Genomic DNA, 25,321 nt, shown 5'->3' on the forward strand with positions numbered 1-25,321 from the left:
TGGGCGTCCCCGAACGGTGATGCCAATGAGGCATCACCGTATGCATCCTAAATAACAAATTTAATAGGAGCGTAGGATGAGTATGAATACCAAACATGATTCAGGGCCATTTCCCCCTGCGACAAACCACCATCGATCTCGGTTTTCTCTGACGTTGCCACAAATGCTTGCGTTAATGGGGCCTGCATTTGTCGCTGGCGCTTGGCGTTTCGGACCCGGTGCGCTGACATCCGCTGTGCAGGCAGGCAGCCAATATGGCTACATGCTGCTTTGGGTAATCCTTGTGTCTGCAGTGCTAATGTTTGTGTTTAATGATATGGCTGTTCGGTTGGGCCTTGCATCTGGTGACTCTGTGGTCAAAGTCACCAAGCAAAAACTTGGTCGGCCAATTGGTGTCATGGCTGGCTTCGGTGTTTTCTCTATCACTTTGATGTTTGCTGTAGGCAATGCCGTTGGCTCTGGTTTAGCGCTAAGCCTGCTTTTAGGAGGTTCGGTAGTAGGCTGGACGCTCGCTAGTACAGTAGCGGTCGGCTTATTAATAGCCATGCGGAATACTTATAAGGCGATGGAGCGCTTGTTGGTCGCTTTGATTGGGCTTATGTCCGTAGGTTTTTTAGCATCAACCATACTGAGTGACCCAGATTGGGCGGCTGCTGCGCAAGGTCTTATTCCCAAATTTCCTGCTGAGGCCAGCGTTCTTTTAATTGCTTTGATCGGTACAAATTTCTCCATTAACTCAGCTTTTTATACTGGCTATGCCATCCATGAAAGAAAGCTGAATAGGCAGCAGTACCGAGCTATTACGTTAATGGATACTCTTCCGGGGAATGTGGCTACCGCATTTATGGCGATGCTCATCATCATTGTAGCCTCAGCGGTACTTCACTCCACTGGTACTGTAGCAACGACTTTTCCACAGCTGGCTAGTGTATTGGAGCCGCTGGCAGGAAAGGTAGGGGCGGTACTGTTCAGCCTTGGGTTCTTTGCAGCAGCCTTTTCATCAATGGCGGCAAACGCTTCTGCGGGAGGAACGCTATTAGCGGATGCGTTGGGCTGGAACAGCAGTTTATCCGGATGGAGAGTCAAGCTGCTTGTATACGGGGTGTTGGCTTGGGGAGCTACGGTTGCTGTGGTGGCGAAAGGTTCTCCCATTGAGCTAATTATTATCGCTCAAGCCTTAACCGTCCTAGTAGCACCTTTTTTGGGAATTATTCTCTTTCTTTTGACAAGACGTGAAGATGTGATGGGGGATCTAAAAAATGGCCCTCTACAAACCACGCTTGCTCTAGTGGGGTTGGTGACCATTTTCGCAATGTCTTCTCAGCTTGTCTTTAGGCTCCTGGGTTAAGTTGAAAATAAAAGTATTACAAATATAGAGATAAAGATATGAATAAGTTTTTGTTGTGGTGCAGAGTGTTTCCTTTCTTAGGCTATTCTTTTCTATTCGTTACTCCTTCTGTATTTGCAATTGATTATGATGTGAATGGAACCAACGTTTCTTTATACGGTTACGCTAAGCTTGATGTGATGTATGACAGTGGCGACATTAAGACTGGAAATAGCAGTGGCATGGGCGATAGTGTGAACTTCTCTAAAATTGCTGTGGATGGCCAACCAAGCACAAGTGGGCATTCGAATCTGCATGCTAATGAGTCACGCCTGGGTATCCGCACTACAACGCCGACAGAGAAAGGTGACTTGATTACCAATATCGAAGGCGATTTTTTCTTCGGTAATCTCCGAATGCGTCAGGCCTATGGCTCATGGAACGGTATTACGGCAGGACAAACGTGGAGCAATTTTCACACCTTTATAAGCACTACTCCTACGCTTGATTTTACTGGCCCCGCAGGTCGCGATGCATTCCTTCGACAAGCACAACTGCGGTATTCAGTAGGTGATTTTCATGTTGCTATTGAGGATCCGAGCGGTGCCATGTCTGGCAACTCTTTTGACGGAGGCTACGATGCAGTAACCGGTGGTAGATCCATTGCTGGTACTGATGTTGATCGTAAAGATGGCTTGCCAGACATTACGCTTCGGTACGAATCATTGGCTGGTGCATTACGTTGGGCATCAGCTGCCATGATTCGAGAAGTGGCCTTTGACGATGGTGCAGCAAAGGACTCAAAGATCGGGTGGGGAGCTTTTGTCGCGGCTAATTACGCTCTTACGCCAAATACGACGTTGCGTGGTCAAATAACCGGCGGTGAGGGGATTGGGGCTTACATGAAAGTAAACCCGGCACCCTCAGCTTATCGAGCAGGCAGCGAGCTAGAGACCATCTTTGCATGGGGGGGAACGATTGGCATTAGCCACGATATAGGCCCTGGTGCTTTCAACGTTTCATACTCACTTGTTAATGCAGATTGGGATAATGCCGAGCGCGATGGCGTGTCTCTTGTTAATACTGGTAGCTCAAGTGAGTTTATAAGTGCTTATGATGAAGAGCGTGAACTTGTGCATATTAATTACCAATGGAGCCCTGGTCATAACATAACCTACGGAATTGAGTTGGCTCATGCTGCACGGCATACTGTGGATGGCCGTAGTGGAAGTGTCGATCGCCTACAAGGGAGTGTTATCTATCGGTTTTAACCTGCGGCTTCGGCCTGAATAAAAAGTTGTACTTGATTATATGTCTATGGCTAGTTGTGCGGATAGTGATCTGAACCTTGCTTCATCGTAAGGTTGTTTTAAGCGTTAGCATTTTTGCTAACGCTTTTTTTAGTTAAGTGGGCTAGAAAAGTCTTTAAAAAGGAGCACTGCGTTGATATAAATATCTAACATCTACGCCAACAGAGTACACCTATGAAACATGGTGTCTTGTGCGAATGGGCGAGCAGCTAGATGAGATCATGGGGGAGCCTGAGCTTTTATTGTGTTGGGGGAGACAGCATCTCACTCAATAGCGTTTTCCTTGTCTGCTGTAGGGCGTTAATAATATGAACCATCGATTCGTACTCACCGGCGGCCCCGGTGGTGGCAAAACCACGCTCCTTGATGCCATAGAGAAACGGGGCTATCGCGTCATACCGGAGTCTGCCCGAAGCATCATCAAGGAACGGTTGGCGGCGGAGCTATCACCTCGGCCAGACCCGGTCTCTTTCGCTCAGGATATTCTGAAATCCGATATTGAAAAGTACCGGCGTGTCGCTGTTGGCGAGCAGGCCACGTTCTTTGATCGTGGGGTGCTGGATGCGCTGTACATGCTTGATGCGGAGAGCGCGTTGTCACGGGCGGACATCGCCAACTATGTTCAACTGTTCCCCTATAATCCCGTTGTTTTTCTTCTGCCGCCATGGGAAGACATTTACGGTACAGATTCAGAGCGTGATCAAACGTTCGAGGAGTCCCTCAAGGTATTCGAGGGGATGAAAAGCTGGTATTCGCAATGGGGTTACAAAACGCTGGAAGTGCCGCGTGACACTATTGATGAGCGCGTGAAGTTCGTTTTACAGCATGTAAATAGCCTTTAAATTGTCATTGTTGTTGACGGTTTTCTTCCCCACGCTTTACCAAGACTGCTGAACTACAGCATCATCACTATCGATATGCGCCGAGCCAAGAGAATCCTCTCGCTGGATGCCACCTCCATCCACCAAGCGAGCGTTGCCTAAAAACGCACAGCCTAAGGCTGGAGGAATCAGGTCAAGGAAGTGAATATGCCCACGACTGCTGAGTAAGGTCATGAAATATCCAGAGATCGGCCTGCACATACGTACCTATGATGATGAAGTGAAAAGTCACTCCCATGACCATCATCAACTGGTATTGCCCCTGGTCGGCACGCTGTTTCTGTCAGTAGATTCCATGGCGGGGGAGGTGGTACAGCACCGTGCGGCCATCATCCCTTCAGGAAGCGGCCATGGGTTTGCTGCAACAGAAGATAATCGGTTTTTGGTGGCTGATTTGCCTGAGGGGCTGGCTCCTGCGCTAGATAAGCTGCCTTGTTTCGTGGAGCTTGATTCGGCTTTGCGCCATTACGTCCAGTTCCTACATGCTCAGGTCATGAGCGGGGCTGGAGCGGATGCTACCCAGCATCACATGCTGCTATTGCTGTTACAACTGCTGCAGGAGCGCCATGGAAGTCAATTGAAACTGGATCGCAGGGTTCACGCGGCAAAACAGTTTCTGGATGATCACTTCCACCAACCTATTTCCATGGCTGAGGCTGCTAACGTGGCCCATTTGAGTATTCGGCAGTTGAACGATCTTTTTCGCCATCAGGTGGGCATGACGCCTCATCAATACCTCACAGAAGTGCGAATGAAAGAGGCGTTTCGGCTTCTGGAACAGTCAGGCCTCAGCGTTCAGCGGGTGGCTGATGCGGTAGGCTACTCGTCGTTATCGGCCTTCAGCGACCGCTTCAGACGTCACTTTGGCAAACCGCCTAGCCACTTCCGCCGTCTCTCGACATAATTCCGCCAGGATTCAAAAGATCCTCATTGATGCCATGGATACGCTCTCCCGCAACCGCTAACGCATGAGAATCTCGGGGGAGAATGACATGGCAACCGTGAATGCCGCTACCTGGATCGGATCCATTTCCGTTCTGCTTTGGGGTACTTTGGCTTTGCTGACCAAGCTATCCGGTGGAGATATTCCAGAGTTCCAGCTGATGGCCATGACTTTCGGCATTGCGTTTCTGTTGATGGGTGGGCGTTGGATCTTGGCTGGCCATACGGGCGTTCGGTATATACGCCAGTCGCCGTTTGCCTGGTGTATCGGTATCGTCGGGTTATTCGGTTATCACTTTGCATATTTCAAGGCGATGACGCTAGCACCGGCGGTGGAAGTCAGCCTGTTGGCTTACCTCTGGCCGCTACTGATCGTTCTGCTGTCTGCCCTGTTACCGGACGAGAGGATGCGAGCTCAGTCTATCGTTGGCGCCTTGGTGGCGCTGGTGGGTTGTTGGTTGTTGATCAGCCGAAATGCAGGCGGATTTGCTTGGGAGAAACTGCCCGGTTATCTGGTAGCGCTGGCGTGTGCATTGATTTGGTCTTCTTACTCCGTGCTCAGCAGGTTGGTGCGTTCAGTGCCAACCGATGCCGTCGGTTGGTTCTGCGGCGTGACGGCGCTGCTGGCTTTAGGGTGCCATATGCTGTGGGAAAAGACGGTGTGGCCGGATGGCTTGATGCAATGGGTAGGCGTGGTTGGGCTGGGCCTCGGGCCGGTTGGAATCGCATTTTTTACCTGGGACTATGGCGTCAAACACGGGAACATCCAGCTACTTGGCACCCTAGCCTACAGCGCGCCACTCATTTCGGTGATGCTACTGATCCTGGCGGGATACGGCGAGGCCACAGTGGCCGTATTGAGTGCCAGCGTGCTCATCGTCATTGGTTCTTTGATCGCAAGTCGCGCGAAGCATCGGGGCGCGCAGCGCTAGAAATGATGGCAGACTGATAACGCTGGTGCTGCAAAAGACGACTTGCTGGCGTTATCGCCAACTCCGTTAAGGCAGAAGTGGTCACCGAGATTCAGCGTTCAAGTGGATAAGTAGTTGGTTGCAGGGGCGTGGTATAGCAAAACGTCATGGCAGCGGTTAGCCTAAACGGTTTGTTGATGACGCTCATTGAGCAAATAGGCGCAGCCATGGAACATTCATCCGCAGTCACGCTGGCGTTGGCAGACGCATCGGCATTTGATGCGTTCAAGCAAGAGCTAAAAGCCTCGTTTAGCGTGGCGGTAGAAGAGACCTTTGGCGCGGTGGAGCCGAGCTTGATTCCCTCTGACGCAGATATCGAGAACTCTCTTAATGCGCCAGATGCCATGGTGCATCACATCCTTTTAGATGGCGTTAAAGTGGGGGGCGCGATTGTAGTCATTGACGAATCCACTCAACACAACTCGTTGGATCTGTTCTATCTCTTGCCCAGCACCCACGGGCGTGGCGTGGGCTACCGTGCGTGGAAAGCCATCGAGCAGGCGTACCCCAAGACGCGGGTATGGATGACCCATACGCCTTACTTCGAAAAGCGAAACATCCACTTTTATGTCAACAAGTGTGGTTTTAAGATTGTCTCCTTTTACAACCGCTATTACCCCTTACCGGATGATGAGGAGGCAGGCGGTAAGGCACACAAGCTAGAGTTTTTTGGATTCGAAAAAGTCATGATGTAAGCCCCAGAAAGGGCGGGTATGAGCCGATAGCAACGGGCTCTCAAAGAAAAAAGGACTTTAGAATGACCGTAAGAGCAGCAGAAAAAAACGATATTGCCGCCATCGCCGAGGTGTATCAGGCGTGTTTCCCCCGTGAGAAAAATCACGCGCTGTGGATTGAGTCGTCGTTTAACACCTATCCACGGGGCGTTTACTACGTGGTGGAGGTGGACGGTCTGGTGCGTGGCTATATCCTTTGGTGCGTTAAGAACGGCTTTCGGGAAAAAAGCATCATCGAGCTGGAGCAAATCGGCATTCACCCGGAAGCAGCAGGTAGGGGGCTGGGTAAGCAGCTCATTGTGGAGTCGCTAGCGCCGTTCAAGGCCCACGTGCGTCGCCAGGGCTGCGATGTGGGGGCGGTGATGGTGACCACTTCGGAAGGCAACTTCGCAGAGAAGCTGTATCAATCCACGCTGGGAGTCTCCCGCGCGGCCGTGATTAGCGGCTATGGGGCTGGAGATGAGGTGATCTTATATAACGCCAGCGTAGAGTAGCGCGAGAGCGGTTGCGTGCGAATTGGTGACGCAGCAAGCGGAACACAAACATTATTACAAGATACGGAGGTAGGTAATGTCAGAAGTGGAAATCCGGCAAGCTACCATTGAAGACTCGGCTTTAATCCATAAATTTGTCATAGAACTTGCGACTTATGAAAAAGCAGAGCATGAAGTGCTAGCGACAGTCGCGGATATAGAAAACGCTTTGTTTGGCGATAATACGACGACTAAGGCCGTTATCTGTTATTTCAATAACGAACCTATTGGCTTTGCGGTCTATTTCTTCAATTTCTCAACATGGCTCGGTAAGCATGGGCTATATCTTGAAGATTTGTACGTTACTCAAAAATATCGTGGCGTCGGGGCTGGCAAAGCACTTTTGAAGTATCTTGCTAACATTGCAATATCGAAAAAATGCGGCCGTTTCGAGTGGAACGTACTTGACTGGAATGAACCTGCGATCCAGTTCTATGAGTCAATAGGCGCAAAACCGCAAAATGAATGGATAGGCTACCGTTTGACAGGAAAAGCGCTTGAAGACTTTGCAGTTAGTTAACAAGATATAACAAGTCGCAGAAGTTCGCGTCTGGTGGCCGCCCTTTCCTTGGCTTCTTCGTCGCCACTCCATAGGGCGAAACCCTGGAACATGATAAGGGCTAGGCCCAGCGTGGTAACTGCTGTGGGGGCGGCATGAATGCCGAACACTTCCGCCAGGTGCCAGGTGCCAGGTGCCGCCGCTTAGCGGCGCCATCAGCGGCATTATGATCAGGCCGAAGATGCTGATGGCTATACCTATAGCAACTGGTGAGTTTGTTGCGCGTGGCGCGTTATCCATTCCCCATCCCGTTAACGCCATCAATACCAGCAGCATGGCCTGGGCAATGAAAGCGTCTCCAATATAGCCCCCGGCCCAGTTGAGCGCTGCATAGCGCTGAAAGAAAAACGCGACGGCGACAAAGTCCTAGAGCGGGGCGGGTAGCAGGCAGTCTTCGTAAGAATCCTAGCTACGTTGTTGCGTCCGATACTCAGTAGGACTGACACCTGTCTCTGCGCGAAAGCGGTTGCTGAAATGACTGCTGGAGCCAAAACCGCAGCGTAGTGCGATCTCAGTCATATTTAGCGATGTTTCCGCCAACAAGTATTGCGCCCGGATAAGACGACGGTGCAGCACATAGCGATGTGGTGGGTAACCAGTGGCTTGTTTGAACATGCGGGCGAAGTGGTAGTCACTTAAGCCAGTGATACCCGCCATGCATGCCAGCGTAAGGGGTTGGTTCAGGTGATGCTCAATGAACTCCACCACTCGTTTTAATTGCCACGCAGGTAGTCCACCGGTTGGGCGCAGAGTTGGCAGTCGGCGCTGGCTATAGTGGCGTAGGGTGTGTATCAATGCCGTTTGGGTGGCGGAATCCAGCGCTAATTGATCCAGCGGGTCTTGCCAGTTGCTCTGGCCAAGGGTGGTGCAAAACAGCTGAGTGAGCAGGGCATCCTGGGCGAAGTCGATTTCGTCCAGTTGCACGCTTCGGCCATCTTTATCCCATACCTGTTCGATCAACTGACTCAGGTGAGTGTCGCTGAAATAGAAATGCAGTAGTGAGATAGGCCCATGCACGTCCCAACTTGTGATCAGATTGGCGGGCATTAAACACACGCTATTGCTGGTCTCGCTGGCAATGGTTTGTGATCCCTGCCTGCGTAGGGAGTTCTCCGCGCCGTTCAGATAAACGCTCAGAGTGTGGTGGTTTGAGTGAATTTTCTCAATACGGTCTTCTTGGTTACTCCAACGGGCCAGCGCCATGCCATTTTTTAGCTGGGTGCTACTCACTAGACGCGCCTGCGTCTGTTTCATCCTGGGATAGTGGCTCAAAGTGTCGGTGAACATGGGCGGCTCCTGGGAACTGCGTTAACAGTACTCAGGCTCAGCACGAAACTCAATTCAGCGAATCATTCAACCGCAAGAATAGACAAACTGGCGCAAACGCAGGCAAGCCAGCCAGCTGGGGTGAGCCGATACTATGGCTGACACTAACCACTCTGGGAATGGCAAACCATGAATAGCCTTCTGTATATCTCAACAGTTCTTATCTGGGGCTCGACCTGGCTGGCTATCGCTTGGCAAGTGGGCGAGGTGGCGGTGCCGGTCTCGGTATTCTATCGTTTTCTCATCGCCGCGCTGGTGCTGTTGGCCGGGCTTACATTGTTGCGCCGACGCCAGGCTCTGCATACCAGGGACCATCTTTTCTGCCTGTTGCAGGGGGGCTGTGTCTTTGGTTTGAATTTCTACTGCTTCTATACCGCTGCGGGTTATCTGCCCAGCGGCCTAATTGCCATCCTGTTTTCTATGTCGATACTGTTTAATGCGGCCAATGGCTACCTGTTCTTTCGCACACCGGTTCCGCGGGTATTTTACCTGGCTTTGGCCCTTGGTCTGCCGGGCATGGCGCTGATTTTCTGGCAGGATCTGGTCACAGTTGAGGCTACGTGGGAACTGCTGGGCGCCATTGGTTTGACGTTGCTGGGTACCTACGGGTTTTCGCTGGGTAACATGGTGTCGGTCAGGCACCAGCGATGCGGCTTGAAAATCAACACCACCAACGCCTTTGCTATGCTGTATGGGGGGATGTTGATGGGGCTGATTGCCTGGGCTCAGGGAGCCAGTTTCAGCCTGCCAGCGGAACCGAGATATCTAGGTGCCCTGGTTTATTTGGCGGTAATAGGATCGGTGGGAGGCTTTGGTGCCTACTTTATGCTGGTCGGCCGTATTGGTGCCGGTAAGGCGGCTTATGCGACGGTATTGTTTCCTTTGGTTGCGCTGGCGCTGTCAACGGTGTTCGAGGGTTACCAGTGGCATGCGGATGCACTTATAGGGTTAGCAATGATTGTGAGTGGCAACCTGCTGATGTTTAATGCCCATCGTTTGGTTTGGCGGTGGCGGCAGCCTGTTTAGTGACTAATAAAGAGGGCACTGCATTTCAGTTGCGGTGGTTGGAGGCGCCGAGCCATACATGGGCGAAGAGTCGATCAGTCCGCCGTCATGCTCGAAGAATGCCTTAACTACTTCGGTACGCACATCGAGCAGCTTCGGATCACTGCCAACGTTGAATGTTCGCCAAGTGCCCATGCCGATAATGGCAGCGTTTTGTCCGTGCCCGCAAAGGTCTTCTGTTGCATCCCGCCCGTGTTGGCAAGAAGTGATACGGTTGGGAGCGTCATGGCGGTGAGCGTGGTGCCGATGAGCGTAAGGCTTTGTCTGCGCGTGATGCGATGCTTGATGTGATGCTTCATAGCGGTCGCTCCTTCAGGTTTTTTTGAACCGGCACCGTGGCAGCCAACACCAGCACAAAGCATGTCAGCACAAATATCTTATTCACAAACCAGTTGGTACGCCAGATCGACCACTCAGGGTCGGCGAGAAAACGGACGAACAGGGTACAGATGATGAGGATTTCAATGACGGACATGCCCACCGCCAATGCACGCGTATAGCTAGGCCGTTCGAGCAGCGCCCAACCTAGCCAAACGTGCGCCAGTGGCCATAGATCCCAATAGATATGCCTTGCCCAGGGCTCGCCGTATGCCAGCCCGTACCCAATGGGAAACAGGTATTTAATGAACAGCGTCCACGCCGCCAGAATAAACAGCAGGTGGGCGAGAAAGCGAATCCAGGCGTTTGGTTGTGGGGCGGGCAGTGACATGACATCACTCCAGTGCTGGGCCGTTAATGACTCTTCTTCAAACCATCTTCAGAGACTGCTTGCGCATTGGGCGAGGATAGGCGGCATCGATCTGTGCCAGATCATCTTCGTCGAGTCTGACGTTATCTGCATCAAAGTTCTGTCTGAGGTGATCCAGTTTCACGGCTTTAGGAATAGCAATCACACCAGGGTGGCGCAGAGCCCAGGCGAGGGCGACTTGCGCGGTGGTGGCGCTGTGTTTGCCGGCGATGCGTTGCAGGGCGGCATCATGCAGTAGCGCGCCGCCTTGCCCGATCGGGCAATAGGCCATGAGCGGCATGTTTTGTTGTGCTTGCCAAGGCAGCAGGTCGTATTCAATGCCCCGTGCTTCGGGATTGTAGAGCACCTGATTGGTGGCGCAAGCTGGCTCGTTGAGCTCTGCTAAGTCGTCAATGTCGAAGTTCGACACACCCCAGCGCAGGATCTTGCCCTGCTCACGCAGCCGTTCGAAGGCTTCCACTGTTTCGCTCAGCGGGTACTGGCCGCGCCAGTGCAGCAGGTATAGATCGATAGTGTCGGTGCCCAATCGGCGCAGGCTGCGCTCGCAGGCAGCCTGAACACCCTTGGTGCTGGCGTTGTGCGGGTAGACCTTGCTGACCAGATACACTTCATCGCGCCGGCCACGGATTGCTTGGCCAACGACTTCTTCAGCACCGCCCTCGGCATACATCTCTGCGGTATCGATCAGCATCATGCCCAGATCCAGACCTTCACGCAGCGCCCTGACCTCAGCCTGCCGTTGTCCGGCATTCTCGCCCATATGCCAGGTGCCCTGGCCTATACGGGGTACGCTTTCTCCGCCTAGTTTGATTGTCTGCATGTTCTCCTCCTGGTTGTTGGGTAAATGGATGAGAGGTGGGTTCTCGTCCTCTATATCATGCGAGAAGAGCGGAAGCATCGGGCGTACATGCTTAGGAGCAGCTAGCCAGGCGCGTCACTCGAATGCCTCCGCTTCGATACGTCAAAGTCATCGCTGCGCTTCAGGCAGGCCGTATAGCCGGGCCTAGGGGGAGCTTTGAATCTATTCCGGATCACTATGAGTTAATGCAGCTTGAACTCATTAAATTATTCAAGGAAAGAGTTCCAGAGTATGTACGATTAGCGACAGTCGAAAAATAGCTAGGTTAGCCACAGTGACCACTACCCTGGCAGCTAACCTCAGGTGGTCATAATACGATCAGTTCGGGTAAAGGTTGAGCTACTACAGCCTCTCGACAGCCAACGCCAAGTTGAGTGCCAAGGGTAGCCGCGGTATCAGTGTGGCCTGGTAAGCGTGGTAGAGATCGGGCTTGATGTCACCTTCGGCAGTGTCGATCTGCAGCTTACCGTCGAGCTCCTGATACCAGCCGCCCCGCGCGCGATCAATAAAGGTGGTGTCGATGAAATCCCAAAGCCGCCGATACCAGCGCTCGTAGTGGGCCTGATCGGTGCGTTGTAGAAACGCGGCAGCGGCGGCCAGTGCTTCGGCGTGAGTCCAGTGGCGACGCCGCAGGGAGTTTGGGCGACCCTCCCAATCCACGGTATACACTAGCCCTGGGGTGCCGTCGGTGGACCAGCCGTCACGCAGGCTGGCGTCAAATAGCGCCGCAGCGTCAGCGAATAGCCAAGAAGGAGCTGCGCGGCCGCGAGATTCAAGCGCCGCCTCCAGTTGCAGCATCAGCCGCGACCACTCGAAACCGTGACCCGGCGTGGCGCCATAGGGATAGAACCCGTCGTCGGGGCAGTCGGCGTTGTGCTCCGGCCATTCTGACCAGTCGCCATGAAAATGCTCGAGGATGCGGTAATCCCGGGGAGCTGCGTGGTGGTGAATCAGCCGTTCAACGATGGCTAGCGCCCGGTCAAGCCATAGCGGTTCGTCGCGCACATCGGCTAGCGCCAAGCACAGCTCTACGCCGTGCATGTTGCTGTTACCGCCGCGGTAGTCGCTCAGTTCGCTCCAGTCCTGGCTGAAACTCTCGACGAAAGCTTGCTCATCCATCGACCAGAAGCGGGTGTCGATCACCCCAATGGCCTCTTCGAGCAGAGCAGCCGCGCCGGGAATGTCGGCGTGGGTCGCAGTGGCGGCACCGAGGGCGACGAAGTGATGGGTATAGCACTGCTTAGTGCGGTCGTCGCTGGTGGCGGGATCGGCCCCGAACCAGCCTCCGTGATGCTCGTCGCGCAGCTTGCCAGACAACGCGCGAATGGCGTGCTCGGCCAGTGCTGCAGCACCTGGTAGGCCTTGTAGTGCCGCCAGGGCACAGCTGTGCGCCATGCGTGCGGTGAGCATGGTGTCGGCGCTGGCACCGTCGGGAATGCGCCCGTCTCCATCGAGTACTGCGAAACCGCCAGAGGCCAGACGCGCCTGACGATGGAATTCGAACAATGCGAGCCCTTCGCGGGTCAGCCAGTGGTGATGGGTGACACTATTGAGCCAGCGCCGGTTTTTTTGATCGGTGTCGTGGTTCATCGCAGCCATGCCTTATGTGATCGAGTGGGATCTTGCCTCAGCCATTGACGATGGTGCCGCCGGTCTGACAGCTGGAAGACTATATTTAGCGTGTGATTGGCTCTCCTTTACGCAATCCGCCAAGTTAACCATAAATTGCGCGCCGTCTAATTTCTAATTGATTGATATTAAGCTTTATTAGAGTATGAGAGCGAATCGATTAGAATTGGACATATGATTAGCAACTTTACGATTGCCGGGTGGGGCAGCTATCGTCCTCGAACCCTGCTAACTTCGCGCGTCATGGACGAGCGCCAAGGTCATCCGCCTGGCTGGACTGAACGTCAGTTTGGCATTGCCGCGCGCCATGTCGCGAGCGAGGAGGAGACCACCTCGATGATGGCGACTGAGGCAGCCCGTGAGGCGCTGAACCGCGCAGGCTGGGGCAGCACACCGCCCGACGTCATCATTGGCGGTTGTGGCGTTATGGAGCAACCGATTCCGTCTACAGCCGCTTTAGTCCAGAACCGTCTCGGCTTTGGCCAGTCCGGCGTGCCTAGCTTTGACGTTAACCAGACCTGTTTATCCTTTATGGTGGCACTGGATATCGCCGCCATGGGAATTGCCTGCGGACGCTGGCGGCGCGCGCTTGTCTTTGCGAGCGATATCGCGTCGGCAGGGCTTAATCCTGAGGAGCCGAAAACGCGCTCCATCTTTGGCGATGGTGCAGCGGCACTGGCGATTGAGGCGACGTCAGACCCAACGTGTGGAATGCGTTCAAGCGTTTCGGTTACCCATGGTGCTCACCATGCGCTAGCGCAGCTTCGCGCGGGCGGCACAAAGTTGCGCATCGCTGAAGGTTACCAGGCGCTGGTCGCCGGTTCCTATTTCGAGATGGACGCCTTTGGCATCTTCAAGGCCGCTGCCAAAGCGTTGCCTGGCGTCATCGAGCGTGCGCTCACTCAGGCGGAAATAAGCAAGGATGATCTCGCCTGCGTGATTTGCCACCAGGCGAGTGCGCCAGGGGTCGAGCATATCAAGCGGCTTTTCGCGCCCAACAGTGACCGCGTGGTCAATATCTTCCCGAATACCGGTAACCAGATCGCCGCCTCAATCCCGACCGTGCTCGCCCACGCACTCACGACGGGGGTCGCCAAGCCGGGTGACTATATCCTGCTGTTGGGCACTGCCGCGGGGATCAGTGCCAGTGCAATGGTGCTCAAGCTATGAGTCAACGGCGTATCCTTATCACCGGGGCGACCGGCGGGCTGGGCATGGCGCTGGTGCGCGAGGCGCTAAAACGCGGGCATGCTGTGCGAGCCACAGGGCGTTCGCAGGCGGCGGGCGAGGCGCTTACGTCACTCGGCGCGCAGTTTGTTAGGGCGGATCTTACCCAGCCAGAAGTTGATTTTCGCGGGCTCTTAAAGGATGTCGATAGCGTGATTCATGCCGCCGCCTTATCGGCCAGCTGGGGCCCCAGGCGAGCATTTGAGATCCACAACATTCAACTGACCGAACGCCTGCTTGAAGCGGCCAGCTGCTCGAGCGTTGAGCGTTTCATGTTTGTTTCTTCGCCGTCAATTTTTGCTGCGTATCGTGACCGGATAGCCATCGGCGAATATGACGGCCCCGCGCTTCAGCCACTTAACCACTACGCACGTACCAAGCTCGCGGCGGAACGTCGCGTGCTTGAGCCGCGGGAAGACGCCATGGCCTGCTGCGCCATTCGCCCTCGCGCACTGGTGGGGCCGGGCGATCGGGTGATCTTGCCCAAGTTGGCCGAACTGGCGGGGCGCGAGCGGATGCCGCTTCCGCGTGGCGGCCGGGCGCTGATTGAGTTGACCGATCTGCGCGACGCCGCATGGGCTATCTGCGCCGCTGAGGAGCAGGCAGTCGGGCTTGCCGGAAGGGCAATCAACATATCGGGAGGTAGCCCCATTGCGGTACGAGAGGTGGCTGGTAAGCTCGCCGATGCGCTGGGAAAAACACCACAACTTGTCTCACTGCCGGTTGGCTTGGCGCGCGCTATTGCTGTGCTCAGTGAAAACGCTGCGCTGCTGATGCGCTCCGCCCGCGAGCCGATGCTGACACGTTACAAGCTGGCGACGCTGGCCTACTCTCAGACCTTTGATCTTGAGCCTGCTCAGCGACTACTCGGCTACCGACCCCAGCATGATGCACTGGCAACCCTGCTGGCCGAAGCGCGGCAGCTTGCCATGCAGGAAAAGCAGCCATGATCCGCGTCGGATTTCGCTGGCTTGAACGCGGTTTATGCCGCCATCCAGAGATCGCCACTTTCTCAGGTGGGAGCCTATGTGCGGTTGATTTTCCCGCCATGGTGGGGGTGATTGATCACCCGACGCGGGGTATTTTGTTGTTCGATACCGGCTATGATCCTGCTTTTATCAATGCAACCGAGACGTTTCCCGAGCGGTTCTATCGCTGGACAACGCCGGTCAAAATTGATGCACAGCAGGCGTGGAGCGCCTGGCTCGCGACCCATGGGATTGAAGATAGCGCGATTGCCGGCACCATCATCTCGCATTTTCATGGCGATCATGTCGCCGGGATGTGCCACCTTGCCCAGCGGCCGGTCTATTGCGCCCGTGCGGGTCTGTCCGAATTGCGCCGACCGGGTCGCTTTGGCCGCGTGTGCCAGGGCCTGCTGCCTGCACTGGTTCCTCAGGCGGCCGATGCCAATGCTCGCTTTTTCGAAGATGCTCCAGCAGTGGCGCTACCCAGCGGATTTGCGCCCTTTAACGAAGGTCGTGACATCCTGGGCGATGGTAGCCTGATCGCCGTCGAACTGCCCGGCCACTGCGTCGGCCACTGGGGGCTGGCACTGCGCACCAACGACGATCGCCAGGTCTTGCTCGCTGCCGATGCGGTGTGGCTTGGCAAGTCAATCACGCAGCGCCGACCGCCGCCGCGGCTTACCACCACGCTTCTCGGCGATACCCATCGTTATCGCGCAACGCTAAACCTATTGAGCGAGGCGGCGTGCTGCAATGGCGACTTGGTCATCCTGCCTTCACATTGCGCTGCCAGTGCCAAGCTTTTTGGCGGCCATGATGCGAACTGACCGGGTCTTAGCCGCGTGGATACGAGCGCGGCGTGCGCTGAGCATGTCGCCGGGGCAACTGGCTATGCGGCGAGCCAGCATGTGGCGCAAGCTGCAGCCTGTCATCGCCCTTACGCCCGCACGGGCACGCTATGCCGGTCGTGATTTGGCTGAGTTTCCAGTCACTGAAATCGCGGATCTTCGTGCTGATTACGGCGCCTGGAACAGCCTAGATATGAGCGATGGGGAACTGCGCGAGTTGGCCGCCGCCGCGGAACAAGACACAGCCGTTGGCGAACTGTCGGCAGGCTGGTCGACCGGAACGGGAGGCGGTGCGCGAGGGCTCTTTCTCGCCAGCCCCGCAGAACGTGCCGACTACATCGGCCAGAGCCTGGCCCGACTGCTACCGGCGCGTGCCTTGCTCAAGCGCCAGCGGCTCGCCCTGCATTTGCGCGCCAGTAATGCGCTTTACAGCGATGTGGGGCGAGGGCGGTTTACGTTTGCACATTTCCCCCTCGAAGCGTCGATTGAACAGAGCATTGCGGGCTTGGCGCAATTCGCGCCGACGATCCTGATCGCACCGCCCCATCGGCTGGCCGCTTTCGCTGAAGCAGGGGCGCATTTCCCCTCGCTGCAGTATCTGTTTTGCGGCAGCGAACCGGCCGGTGACGCGGAGCGTCACTACTTTACTGAGCGATTGGGGGTAAGGCCACGCCAAATATACCAAGCGACCGAAGGGTTTCTGGCCGCTGAGTGTGCCAACGGCAGGCTGCATCTCAACGATCATGCGATGGCTATCGAGCTTGAGCCGGTTCCCGGCACGCCCGGCTATCGACCGATCATTACCGACCTTCGCCGCACCAGCCAACCGATTGTCCGTGTTCGCGGCGACGATTATCTTGAGCTCGACTGTTGTTCCTGCCCGTGCGGTTTTGCGGGTCGCGTCATCCATGCGCCTCAAGGCCGGGTGAACGATATCTGGCGCTTTGCAGATCGCAGCGTTACGCCACCCCAAGTGGTAGCCGCGCTTGAGACGGTGCTGGGGGGCGACAAAATCTGGCAGGCAGAAGCAGGGCCTGAGCGCGTCGTGCTACACCTGTCGCCGCTTTGCCCAGCCGCGATTTCAACTACGGCTGCACGGGCGCTGAGCCAGGCATGCGCTTTGCAGGTGCCGGTTGAAGTCGCCCATGATCTGAGCGCGTGGAGCGGCCCCAAGCGCCGTAAAGTGGTGTGGCGTGATGGCTAGACGCGTGCTTATTACCGGCGCCCGGGCGGTTGCCGCGCTGGATATTGCCCGGGATTTCGCCGCGGCCGGATGGGAGCCGCATCTGGCTGACAGCGTACCGGTGCGCATGGCGCGCTGGTCGAAAGCACCTGCGCGGGTTCACCGCTATCCCGCGCCACGGCAGCAGGGCGAAGCCTTTCGCGCGCGTATTGTCGAGCTAGTCGATACCTTCGGTTTCGAGCGGGTGGTGCCGACCTGCGAGGAGGTTTTCCATCTTGCGGCGCCCGCCCTTCAGTGCCGATTGGGTGAGTGCCTGTTTGTGCCTAACCTTGCCACGTTGCGCCAACTACACGACAAGCTCGCCTTTGCGCGCCACTGTGGCGAATGGGGCCTGCCCGTGCCGGACAGCCATCCGATAGACTCCGTAGAAGACTTGACTCGCTTCGCTAGCAGAAGTCGCGAGTGGGTGTTCAAACCGCGTTTTAGCCGATTCGGTGATAGCGCACTGGTCGCCCCAGGCCGGCGTGCGTTGTCCGCTATTACACCCAGCCACGACAACCCCTGGATGGCACAAACGCGTATTTACGGCGAAGAAGTCTGCTTTCACGGCGTGGCGCATCGGGGAGAGTTGGTTGCCTTTGCTGCCTACCGTTCCAGCTGGCGCCTGGGCGGAGGGGCTGGCTATGCTTTCGAACCTGTCGCTGATCAGCATCGCGAAGCGCTACGAAAAATAGCTGTTCGCCTGGCGCAGTGTGCCGCCATTCATGGGCAGTTCGCCTGCGATGCAATGTTCGATGAAGCTGGCGTTGCTTACTTGCTTGAGTGCAATCCGCGCGCGACCAGCGGTGTGCATCTGCTCACTGGTGCCGGTCATCTTGCCCATGCAATCGGTGACGGGATCGCCGCACCTGAAGCCGCGCCACGCACTCTTTATCTTGGCCCGGCGATGGTCGTATTTGGCCTGCCGCAGGCGGTGCGTGGTGCGCGTATGCGCGATTGGTGGCGCTGCGTTGCTACCGGGCGCGACGTGGTGTCTAGGCCTGGCGATCGCTGGCCTTTGCTTGGTGCGCTTTGCGACGCCGCCTCCTTCTCCCTGACGGGTTTCAAACACAATATCTCGACGAATGCCGCCGCCACTTACGATCTCGAGTGGAATGGTGAGGAGCTGCCTTAATGACATTCCCCCAGTCAGTCCGTGATGCCTGGCACATGGTTGCCTTATCGAAAGACCTGAAACGCGGCAAAGCGCAAAAGGTCATGTGCTGCGATATACCGATTGCACTCTTTCGCAGCGAAGAGGGGATTGGCGCATTGGTTGATCGCTGCCCGCACCGCAATTACCCACTTTCTGAAGGGCGTGTGCACAAGGGGGCACTCGAGTGCCCTTACCACGGCTGGCGCTTCGCAAGCGATGGAACCTGTATCGAAGTGCCCGGTTGTTTGGTCGATACGGCCCATGATCAAAAGCTGAAGGCCGACGCACTGCGCGTAGTCGAACGGCACGGCGGGATCTTTGTGGCGCTTTCTGACGCGGCACCGCCCGAGCCCGTGTTACCGCCTGATTTTGGCAACCCTGAACTTGATCATTTCTGGTGGCAACAAGGCACCTGGGTGGGTCGCGCCTACGATGCGGTTGAAAATGTGATGGATCCGTTCCACACCAATCATCTGCATCATGGTTTTATTCGTCGCCGGGATCGACGCTTGCCAGTGGAGCTGATTGTTACCAGCCACGGCGACGGGATCGATATGGCCATTGAGCAAACCCAGCCCGATTATGGCCTGATGTCGCGCTTTTTGGAGCGTGATCGCTCGCGCAGCGTATCGCGCTATTATCCGCCCACTACGGTTCAAGCGCGGTGGGAAGGTGAGACCAAGCTAACCCTGTGTGTCACCGCCATTTTCACGCCAGCGACGGGAAACAGTTTCACGCCTTTCGCGCGCTTTTCGACACCCAAGGGGTTGGCGCCAAGCTGGCTCAAACAAGCAGCCATACGATTGTTCCTGGCCCCAGTGGTCTCGCAGGATCGTCGTGCACTAGAGCGCCAACACGAAGTGATGACTCACTTCGGACAACCTAGATTCATCTCTGGGCCTGGCGATATTCTCAAAACCCGATTGCATCGGCTCTGGGTCGGTGAGCAGTTAGAGCCCGGCACTGATCCAGCCGTGGAGGTAAGGCTTTAGCCCCCGCGTAAACCGTAGTCAATGCGGGGAGCAGCCACCTTAATCAATCCGAACATCGCTTGCCTCTGCGCGGGCTTGTATTTGTTGCCTGACGCTTTCGAGGCTGGGCTGCAAGCTATATAGGCAGATACCACTCTGATAGGCGTTTAACGACCCTGGTATGGGCTGTAAATCGGTTGACGGTTTGGTATTTCGACAGCCGTCAGCATTTTCATCCTGCGCTGCGCCTAACTCAGTCAGCGTGCCTAGATGCTGCCAGCCTGCATTGTGCTCGGTATAGACCTGTCCATGCGAGCTGTAGGACGCGTAGATAAGCCATTGTAATTCATGCTCATTGCTTACCTGAAACGCTTGGCAGGGTTCAACTTGGCTTAGGCAGGCTGAGCCCTGCTCAATTAACAAGGCGAGCAGTGGCTCGGGTAGCGTGGCGTCTTCAGGGTTCACGCTAAACTGCTGGGCGACATCATCCAGGTTGTGGGTATCCACGAGAGGATCCTGGTTCCAGCGATTGGTTTGCTTTAGCGAGAGATCAATACGCCGTATCAGCTCAGGTCGCGATTGGGCAAACTCGCTGTCAGCAAGTGCTTGTAATGCCAAACTGCCCGGCTGGCCGAGGTGAAAGCGTAGATAGCGGTAGTCGAAAGCATCCACAGTGGTGCGTCCGTCTATCAACCGCTTGACCTGATGCTGGGCCACCCAGTGGCGCATATCCGCCAGCGGCGTATTAACCACGATCAGCGCCCCGGCCACCAGCAGGGCCAAGCCAACATTGGCGCGCTGTAGATTGGGTAGTGCTGCTTGCCGTCGCCAAAGCAGAATCAAACTATAGCTGAAGGTAAAGGCCGCGGTTAGCACTTGCAGCAGTGCCGCCCAGAGCCTATCCAAGCTGAGTCCATATTGGTCGATTCGTAGCCAGAGCGCCCAGGCGGCCAGCAGGCTACCTATCGGCAGCAATACGACGGCGAGCATAATGGCGCTGCGTAACCATATAGGATAGGGCAGCTTGTTATCGGTTTGATAGAAAACGGCGTTGAAGAACAACAGCAGGGTCAACATCAGCGCCATAAGTATTTGCGCGGCTCTGCCGGTATCCCATATCGGCTGCAGGCCGGTCCAGGGCAGCACGGCAAAGAACATCAATATGATTAGGGCAACCAGCGGCAGTAGCGCCTTGATAAGCGCTTCGCACATCAGTCTTACGCTCGCGATAAAACGAAAGCGATTGCGGATCATCACCAGCCCCATGCCAATCACCAGCCAGGTGACTGGATAGAAAAAAGCGGGTGTTTGGAACAATGTTTTGAAAAAGTCTAAGCCAATGGCTGAAAAGAGCGCTGCCCACAAAGATAGCAAGCTCCAAAAAACGCCAATGAACAGGCCTAGTTGGGCGATTGTCAGGGCGTGCTCCCATGAATAATCCAACATGGGCTGATAGGTTTTTGGCCAAGTGCCACTGGCGGCGCTGCTACGAAAGAACAGCGCAAGAATAAACAAGGCAACTCCTACGGCCATGCAAAAGGCAAAGGTAAACGGGTGACCTCCCCACTGCTGTGGCTCGGGCACCTGCTCGACCCAGCCAAGGTGCCAGCCCAGCCAAAACAGTAGGGGAGCTAGCAGCAGCGGTAGGAAGTTGATGCGATCACGCAGTCGTACGATGCTGATCAGATAAAAAGCTGGCAAGGCGACCGCGACGGTGTAGAGCGCCTTAAGCCAGCGCTGGTCGGCGACCAGCCAGTACTCATGGTCGATAGCCAAATGCAGCGCATAGAGCGCGCAACCCTGTACAACGGCGAGAAAAATCAAGCCCAGGCTAGTGGCCCGATCCAGGGTATTTAGGCGATTATCGTCCATGACAGCTCTTCTACGGTTGAGTGGCGGCGTGAGGCCCGTAATTCTTCTAAGCAGCTAACGGGCTCTAAATAACTAGCTGGCCCTAGGTAATTAACTAGCCCTAAGCAACTATAATAACGCGAGGAAGTTACAAAGGTTGCAAAGTGCAAAGGTAGACGGCACGAAATACTGCTAATTAATTATGCTGTGCTTTAGGCACGTCGTAAAGCCGGGCCAGGGAGGAGTTTTGAATCTTCTGTTTATATGCAGCGCAAATAGACTCCGCAGTCCGACGGCTGAACGTGTCTTTTCAGCTTACCCCGGTATTCAAGCAATCGGAGCTGGAACAAGTTCGAGTGCTAAAACGCCCGTTTCTTGGCGCTTAATTGAGTGGACTGACATCGTCCTAGTGATGGAAAAGAGCCATCGGGATGAAATCACCAAGACGTACTGGGAGTTACTCAAGGGGAAGAGATTAGTCTGCCTGGATATTCCCGACCACTACGAGTTAATGCAGCCTGAACTCATCACCCTGCTCAAGGAAAGGGTTCCTGAGTATGTGCGGTTGTCGGCAGTCGAAACATAGCGAGGAGCTGGTGCGCCGTAGGATTGATAATAGCGCTGACGAGCCGTTCTCCGCTCATTTCAGGTTTATATGAAATTATACTTATAAAAAACTTGGTTTTTTAAAGCTCTGGTCAGGTAAAGTTTACTTGGACTGCCATGAGCCATAACCAGGAGGGAAGCATGTATCGAGTAGTGATCGTTCTATGTATTTTTTTAGCGGGCTGCACCACAAAACTTTGGGAGCCCAAGCCAGAGAGAGTGATGGCCGTCAACGGCTTCTACGTTAATAAAGAAACGAACGATTTAGTGGTCACCACGCGGCGTGAAGCTTTTTTGTTTCCCTCTCAGCAGCAACTTGGCCAGGCGCTGATGCTTAGCCGAGAAGTTGAGTTTCTTCCCGAATTTAGCGGCTTCTCGCTCTCTAGCTCCAATGTGGTGACCGGCAGCATTAAGCTTACACTGCATGAACAGAACCCTTCAGCCGAACTTGTCAGTCAATTAACCGCATTGGGCTTTACGAAAAACCCCGTCACCGATAGCTTCCAGTTGATACGGGAGATTAGAGGCGAGCGATATACCATTGAAGGAAGTTTGCCGCTTGAAAAGCTCGAAAAGGAGTATCAAGTCAGTATGAGCATGCCCAGGGGCCCCATCGATACAGCCGGGCGTGTTATCGCAACGCCTGTTGCCATTACATTTGATGCGGCCGCAACGGTCGTGGCGATTCCTCTCTTCGTACTCTTTGCGGTGTCACAGGGTTTGTTTGGGCCATGAGTAAACAGAGCGTCTTAACGAGCTCACAGGGGAAGTTTAAAAACAGTTGCCTACAGAGTCTGACTAATGCCTAGGCTTTTTCTGAAAAGTCGGCGTGCGCAGGCCAGGTAAGGACACAGCCTATTAAAAAGAATCGGATTCGCGTGCGAATTTACGGGTTGTAAATGAGTGCTTTGATTGGACTCGTGCACGAGCCGATTTTTAATAAGAGTATGGCCAAGCGTAATAGTTAACCAGAGGTTTCCTGGTATTTATTAAAGAACGGAGGTTAAGGGTGGGACTACTCGATAACTTTAAGAAGAAGCGTGCTATTAAAGGCTACATAGAGAAACTGCCTAACGTCTTGGTCAACGATTATGGCCGCCAGGAATATTACACACAGCTGCAGGTAAGGCGGAGTATTGAGCGTGCGGGGCTAAATAGCCAGCATCAGCACTACGCGCTGGCGATGTATGCTAATCGTCCAGAATTTGTCGCTTATCAGAGCGAGATACATGAAAATTTCAGCTATGAAAAACTGCGTGAAGAGGTCGGCGGTGCCTACTTTTCGGGTAGTACTGAGTTCAACTGTTCAAGCGTAATAGCAGCGTCAGCGAGTTTTGGAGGTGACGCGTCTAGCATCGATTGCTCTGGCGGCGGAGGAGATGGCGGCGGTCAGTGAGCCAGTAATAGCCCATGGCGAGGCTACTTGCATCTGTTTTAGCCAATATGTTAAAGCTGCCAATGCATTGTTCCAGCAAGCCGATAGCCATCTTAAAAGCTAAAGCTGTTTGAAAAGTCGTGTGTGCTGCCGCATCAAGCAGCCAGTGCTGGTCATCACAAAGCCGCCTATAAGCTCAGTCCCGTGGCCGATGAACTTGTCCAGCTTGTTTTTCATTAGGCCACTGTCCTGATGAATTATCTGCTCGTGATGCGTGAGAACATTCCTACTTTGGCTATGTAGATTGTGAAGGTTTCGCCGAGATTGTTCACGACTATCAGCGTCGTGGAGTTAATATCTTTTAGAGAATCACTGATAAACCGTGGGGCCTGCATGAGTTTGGGGTAGTAACACCCGAGGTCATAAGCTTATGTTTGATGAAGATATTGGGCCACCTAAAAACTCAAAAACACTCTCTATCTGGTTCGATTTTTACCATCGCCGCATTTCGTCAGTGTAGGAAACTACATTCCAGCAAAAGTGGTGTGACCCGTGATTCCATATGAAGCACAACAAGCGCAATCCATCGCGGAAGACGTGCTTGGCGAGTCGATTGTGGGTATTTATCTTTTTGGTTCTGCCGTTGCCGATGGCTTACAGCGTAACAGCGATGTTGATGTTCTGGTGGCAGTGAGCGACTCACCAAGCTGTAAGCAGAGGGAGGCTCTGGTTGCGCAGCTGATGAAGGTCTCTGGCACGATTGGCAATGCACAAGCTACCAGGCCAGTAGAGCTGACGGTCATCACGATCTCTGATGTTGTGCCCTGGCGGTTCCCGCCGCGGGCGGAACTTATATACGGTGAGTGGTTGCGGGATGAGTTCGAGGCAGGGCACATCCCGAAACCAGCCTGTGATCCTGATCTGGCGATTGTGCTGAAAAAGGTGATCGATAACAGCCTGCCGCTATATGGGATCAACGCCGCTGAGGTGTTTGAGCCAGTGCCAATGGCTGATGTCCAAAGAGCGATTCGTGATTCCTTGCCTACGTTGCTGGCAGAGACAGCAGGTGATGAACGCAATGTGCTCTTAACCTTGTCTCGCATGTGGCTGACCGTAGCAACGGGTGATATTGCTTCAAAAGATGTGGCAGCAGAGTGGGCAAAGGAACAGCTGGCAAAGGAAGATGCGGCTTTATTGGACTACGCTAAGCAAGGCTACCTCGGAAAGGTCGTCGACCAATGGCAGGGGAAGCAGGGGGAGTTCCAGGCGCTAATTTGTTCCATGCGGCAATCCATCGAAACGTGCCTTGCCACCCCGCATTGATAGAAGCGCTGACCCTTACCGAAAGGGAGGTGACTATGGTGCTACTCAAGCACTGAGTCGGCTATTGGTATCAACCCATGAATTAGATCTTTCTGCGGAGCGAGAACAAACGGGCTTTAAAGAAGAAGGGCCAAATATGCCAACAACTAAACACCCTTTACCGCAAGTTGTCTCCCCTGAAGAGTGGGAGGCGGCACTCAACCGATTGCTCATTAAAGAAAAAGAACACACTCGGGCACGCGATGCCTTGAGCGCTGAGCGGCGCAAGCTACCCATGGTGAAAATGGAAAAGCCTTATGTCTTCCAGGGCGATGAGGGCAGTGTGTCCTTCCTTGACTTGTTCGCTGGGCGACGTCAACTGATTGTTTACCATTTCATGTTTGCCCCCGATTGGAAGGCGGGGTGTGATGGGTGCTCGTGGGTGGCCGATGCCATGACGCACCCGGCGCACCTCCATGCACGTGACACTTCGCTGGTCATGGTGTCACGCGCTCCGCTAGAGAAAATCAATCAATATAAGACGCGCATGGGCTGGACGATTCCCTGGTACTCCTCTTACGGAAGCGACTTCAACGAGGATGTCGGCGCAACGACAGAGGAGGGCGAAAGGCATGGCGCGAGTGTCTTCCTCCGCGATGGAAACGACATTTATCGTACCTACTTTACCGGTGCCCGTGGCGTCGAATATTTAGGTAGCCACTGGACATACCTGGATTTGACGCCGTTTGGTCGCCAGGAAACCTGGGAGGACTCACCGGAAGGTTGGCCACAGACGAAGCCGTATGTGTGGAACCGCCGCCACGACGAGTATGGCGGCTGAAACTCATATGTGAGCTAAACAACCATTGAAGTGAGGCGTTTTTTTGCAGATTGTGCATGTGTTTCAAAGG

27 protein-coding genes are annotated in these 25,321 nt (G+C 54.7%); 20 read left to right on the forward strand and 7 right to left on the reverse strand.

Annotated features, from left to right (window positions below; all coding sequences use genetic code 11):
• The first annotated feature begins 76 nt into the window (after positions 1-76).
• From RO22_RS05585 to RO22_RS05595, 3 genes are all read left to right on the forward strand, one after another.
• The gene (locus RO22_RS05585) at positions 77-1,348 is read left to right on the forward strand and encodes an Nramp family divalent metal transporter (RefSeq protein ID WP_022520605.1); all 1,272 of its coding nucleotides are present in this window, start codon (positions 77-79) and stop codon (positions 1,346-1,348) included.
• Between the two features lie 38 nt (positions 1,349-1,386).
• The gene (locus RO22_RS05590) at positions 1,387-2,598 is read left to right on the forward strand and encodes a DcaP family trimeric outer membrane transporter (protein WP_041157811.1); all 1,212 of its coding nucleotides are present in this window, start codon (positions 1,387-1,389) and stop codon (positions 2,596-2,598) included.
• 347 nt (positions 2,599-2,945) lie between these two features.
• Positions 2,946-3,479 (forward strand): AAA family ATPase, encoded by a 534-nt coding sequence (locus RO22_RS05595; RefSeq protein WP_041157812.1) that lies wholly within the window; start codon positions 2,946-2,948, stop codon positions 3,477-3,479.
• Positions 3,480-3,515: 36 nt separating this feature from the next.
• Here the strand turns inward: RO22_RS05595 and RO22_RS24635 are convergent, their stop codons facing one another.
• Complete coding sequence (locus RO22_RS24635) at positions 3,516-3,692, reverse strand: hypothetical protein (RefSeq protein WP_155705713.1); 177 nt, start codon at positions 3,690-3,692, stop codon at positions 3,516-3,518.
• Between RO22_RS24635 and RO22_RS05600 the strand changes: the two genes are divergently transcribed.
• From RO22_RS05600 to RO22_RS05620, 5 genes are all read left to right on the forward strand, one after another.
• Positions 3,691-4,422, forward strand: coding sequence for an AraC family transcriptional regulator (locus RO22_RS05600; RefSeq protein ID WP_022520602.1), 732 nt, complete (start codon positions 3,691-3,693; stop codon positions 4,420-4,422). The genes RO22_RS24635 and RO22_RS05600 overlap by 2 nt on opposite strands.
• Positions 4,423-4,510: 88 nt before the next feature.
• Positions 4,511-5,392 carry a DMT family transporter gene (locus RO22_RS05605; RefSeq protein ID WP_041157813.1) on the forward strand — a complete coding sequence of 294 codons (882 nt, stop codon included), beginning with the start codon at positions 4,511-4,513 and terminating at the stop codon, positions 5,390-5,392.
• Between the two features lie 206 nt (positions 5,393-5,598).
• The gene (locus tag RO22_RS05610; protein ID WP_035538687.1) at positions 5,599-6,126 is read left to right on the forward strand and encodes a GNAT family N-acetyltransferase; all 528 of its coding nucleotides are present in this window, start codon (positions 5,599-5,601) and stop codon (positions 6,124-6,126) included.
• 62 nt (positions 6,127-6,188) lie between these two features.
• Complete coding sequence (locus RO22_RS05615) at positions 6,189-6,659, forward strand: GNAT family N-acetyltransferase (protein ID WP_022520600.1); 471 nt, start codon at positions 6,189-6,191, stop codon at positions 6,657-6,659.
• Positions 6,660-6,735: 76 nt separating this feature from the next.
• Positions 6,736-7,218, forward strand: a complete 483-nt coding sequence (locus RO22_RS05620; protein ID WP_041157814.1) for a GNAT family N-acetyltransferase — start codon at positions 6,736-6,738, stop codon at positions 7,216-7,218.
• Between the two features lie 444 nt (positions 7,219-7,662).
• Here the strand turns inward: RO22_RS05620 and RO22_RS05625 are convergent, their stop codons facing one another.
• A complete protein-coding gene (locus tag RO22_RS05625) occupies positions 7,663-8,544 on the reverse strand; it encodes a helix-turn-helix domain-containing protein (protein ID WP_022520598.1) in 882 nt (293 codons plus the stop codon).
• A 168-nt stretch (positions 8,545-8,712) separates the two neighbouring features.
• Here RO22_RS05625 and RO22_RS05630 point away from each other — a divergent pair, with 168 nt between their 5' ends.
• Positions 8,713-9,609 (forward strand): DMT family transporter, encoded by an 897-nt coding sequence (locus RO22_RS05630; RefSeq protein WP_009287227.1) that lies wholly within the window; start codon positions 8,713-8,715, stop codon positions 9,607-9,609.
• Positions 9,610-9,716: 107 nt separating this feature from the next.
• Here the strand turns inward: RO22_RS05630 and RO22_RS24640 are convergent, their stop codons facing one another.
• The 4 genes from RO22_RS24640 to RO22_RS05650 form a co-directional block, all read right to left on the reverse strand.
• Positions 9,717-9,947 carry a hypothetical protein gene (locus tag RO22_RS24640; protein WP_039859276.1) on the reverse strand — a complete coding sequence of 77 codons (231 nt, stop codon included), beginning with the start codon at positions 9,945-9,947 and terminating at the stop codon, positions 9,717-9,719.
• Positions 9,944-10,357: a hypothetical protein gene (locus RO22_RS05640; protein WP_041157815.1), complete on the reverse strand. Its 414-nt coding sequence runs from the start codon at positions 10,355-10,357 to the stop codon at positions 9,944-9,946. The genes RO22_RS24640 and RO22_RS05640 overlap by 4 nt, the downstream gene beginning before the upstream one ends.
• 37 nt (positions 10,358-10,394) lie before the next feature.
• Positions 10,395-11,216, reverse strand: coding sequence for an aldo/keto reductase (locus RO22_RS05645; protein ID WP_022520595.1), 822 nt, complete (start codon positions 11,214-11,216; stop codon positions 10,395-10,397).
• Between the two features lie 381 nt (positions 11,217-11,597).
• A complete protein-coding gene (locus RO22_RS05650) occupies positions 11,598-12,845 on the reverse strand; it encodes an AGE family epimerase/isomerase (RefSeq protein ID WP_041157816.1) in 1,248 nt (415 codons plus the stop codon).
• 213 nt (positions 12,846-13,058) lie between these two features.
• Between RO22_RS05650 and RO22_RS05655 the strand changes: the two genes are divergently transcribed.
• The 6 genes from RO22_RS05655 to RO22_RS05680 are packed head-to-tail and all read left to right on the forward strand — an operon-like array spanning position 13,059 to position 19,297.
• Positions 13,059-14,054, forward strand: coding sequence for a 3-oxoacyl-[acyl-carrier-protein] synthase III C-terminal domain-containing protein (locus RO22_RS05655; RefSeq protein WP_041157817.1), 996 nt, complete (start codon positions 13,059-13,061; stop codon positions 14,052-14,054).
• Complete coding sequence (locus RO22_RS05660) at positions 14,051-15,061, forward strand: NAD-dependent epimerase/dehydratase family protein (protein ID WP_041157818.1); 1,011 nt, start codon at positions 14,051-14,053, stop codon at positions 15,059-15,061. Before RO22_RS05655 ends, RO22_RS05660 begins: the two co-directional genes overlap by 4 nt.
• Entirely contained in the window at positions 15,058-15,906 is an 849-nt protein-coding gene (locus RO22_RS05665) for an MBL fold metallo-hydrolase (protein ID WP_041157819.1), read from the forward strand. Before RO22_RS05660 ends, RO22_RS05665 begins: the two co-directional genes overlap by 4 nt.
• Entirely contained in the window at positions 15,833-17,131 is a 1,299-nt protein-coding gene (locus RO22_RS05670; protein WP_152618893.1) for a hypothetical protein, read from the forward strand. The genes RO22_RS05665 and RO22_RS05670 overlap by 74 nt, the downstream gene beginning before the upstream one ends.
• On the forward strand, positions 17,124-18,284 hold the full coding sequence (locus RO22_RS05675; RefSeq protein WP_041157820.1) for an ATP-grasp domain-containing protein: 1,161 nt from the start codon (positions 17,124-17,126) through the stop codon (positions 18,282-18,284). The genes RO22_RS05670 and RO22_RS05675 overlap by 8 nt, the downstream gene beginning before the upstream one ends.
• The gene (locus tag RO22_RS05680; RefSeq protein WP_052475540.1) at positions 18,284-19,297 is read left to right on the forward strand and encodes an aromatic ring-hydroxylating oxygenase subunit alpha; all 1,014 of its coding nucleotides are present in this window, start codon (positions 18,284-18,286) and stop codon (positions 19,295-19,297) included. Before RO22_RS05675 ends, RO22_RS05680 begins: the two co-directional genes overlap by 1 nt.
• A gap of 39 nt (positions 19,298-19,336) precedes the next feature.
• Here the strand turns inward: RO22_RS05680 and RO22_RS05685 are convergent, their stop codons facing one another.
• Entirely contained in the window at positions 19,337-21,148 is a 1,812-nt protein-coding gene (locus RO22_RS05685) for a DUF4153 domain-containing protein (protein ID WP_041157821.1), read from the reverse strand.
• A 226-nt stretch (positions 21,149-21,374) separates the two neighbouring features.
• Between RO22_RS05685 and RO22_RS05690 the strand changes: the two genes are divergently transcribed.
• The 5 genes from RO22_RS05690 (at position 21,375) to RO22_RS05710 (ending at position 25,251) form a co-directional block, all read left to right on the forward strand.
• Entirely contained in the window at positions 21,375-21,713 is a 339-nt protein-coding gene (locus RO22_RS05690; protein ID WP_041158123.1) for a low molecular weight protein tyrosine phosphatase family protein, read from the forward strand.
• A 161-nt stretch (positions 21,714-21,874) separates the two neighbouring features.
• Positions 21,875-22,468, forward strand: coding sequence for a hypothetical protein (locus tag RO22_RS05695; protein ID WP_041157822.1), 594 nt, complete (start codon positions 21,875-21,877; stop codon positions 22,466-22,468).
• A gap of 274 nt (positions 22,469-22,742) precedes the next feature.
• Positions 22,743-23,129 (forward strand): DUF6559 family protein, encoded by a 387-nt coding sequence (locus tag RO22_RS05700; RefSeq protein ID WP_027959836.1) that lies wholly within the window; start codon positions 22,743-22,745, stop codon positions 23,127-23,129.
• A 531-nt stretch (positions 23,130-23,660) separates the two neighbouring features.
• Positions 23,661-24,431, forward strand: a complete 771-nt coding sequence (locus RO22_RS05705) for an aminoglycoside nucleotidyltransferase ANT9 (RefSeq protein WP_041157823.1) — start codon at positions 23,661-23,663, stop codon at positions 24,429-24,431.
• 136 nt (positions 24,432-24,567) lie between these two features.
• Positions 24,568-25,251 carry a DUF899 domain-containing protein gene (locus tag RO22_RS05710; RefSeq protein ID WP_027959834.1) on the forward strand — a complete coding sequence of 228 codons (684 nt, stop codon included), beginning with the start codon at positions 24,568-24,570 and terminating at the stop codon, positions 25,249-25,251.
• Positions 25,252-25,321 lie beyond the last annotated feature (70 nt).

Origin of the sequence: Halomonas sp. KHS3, from assembly GCF_000830495.1 — a bacterium.
Lineage (GTDB): Bacteria > Pseudomonadota > Gammaproteobacteria > Pseudomonadales > Halomonadaceae > Vreelandella > Vreelandella titanicae.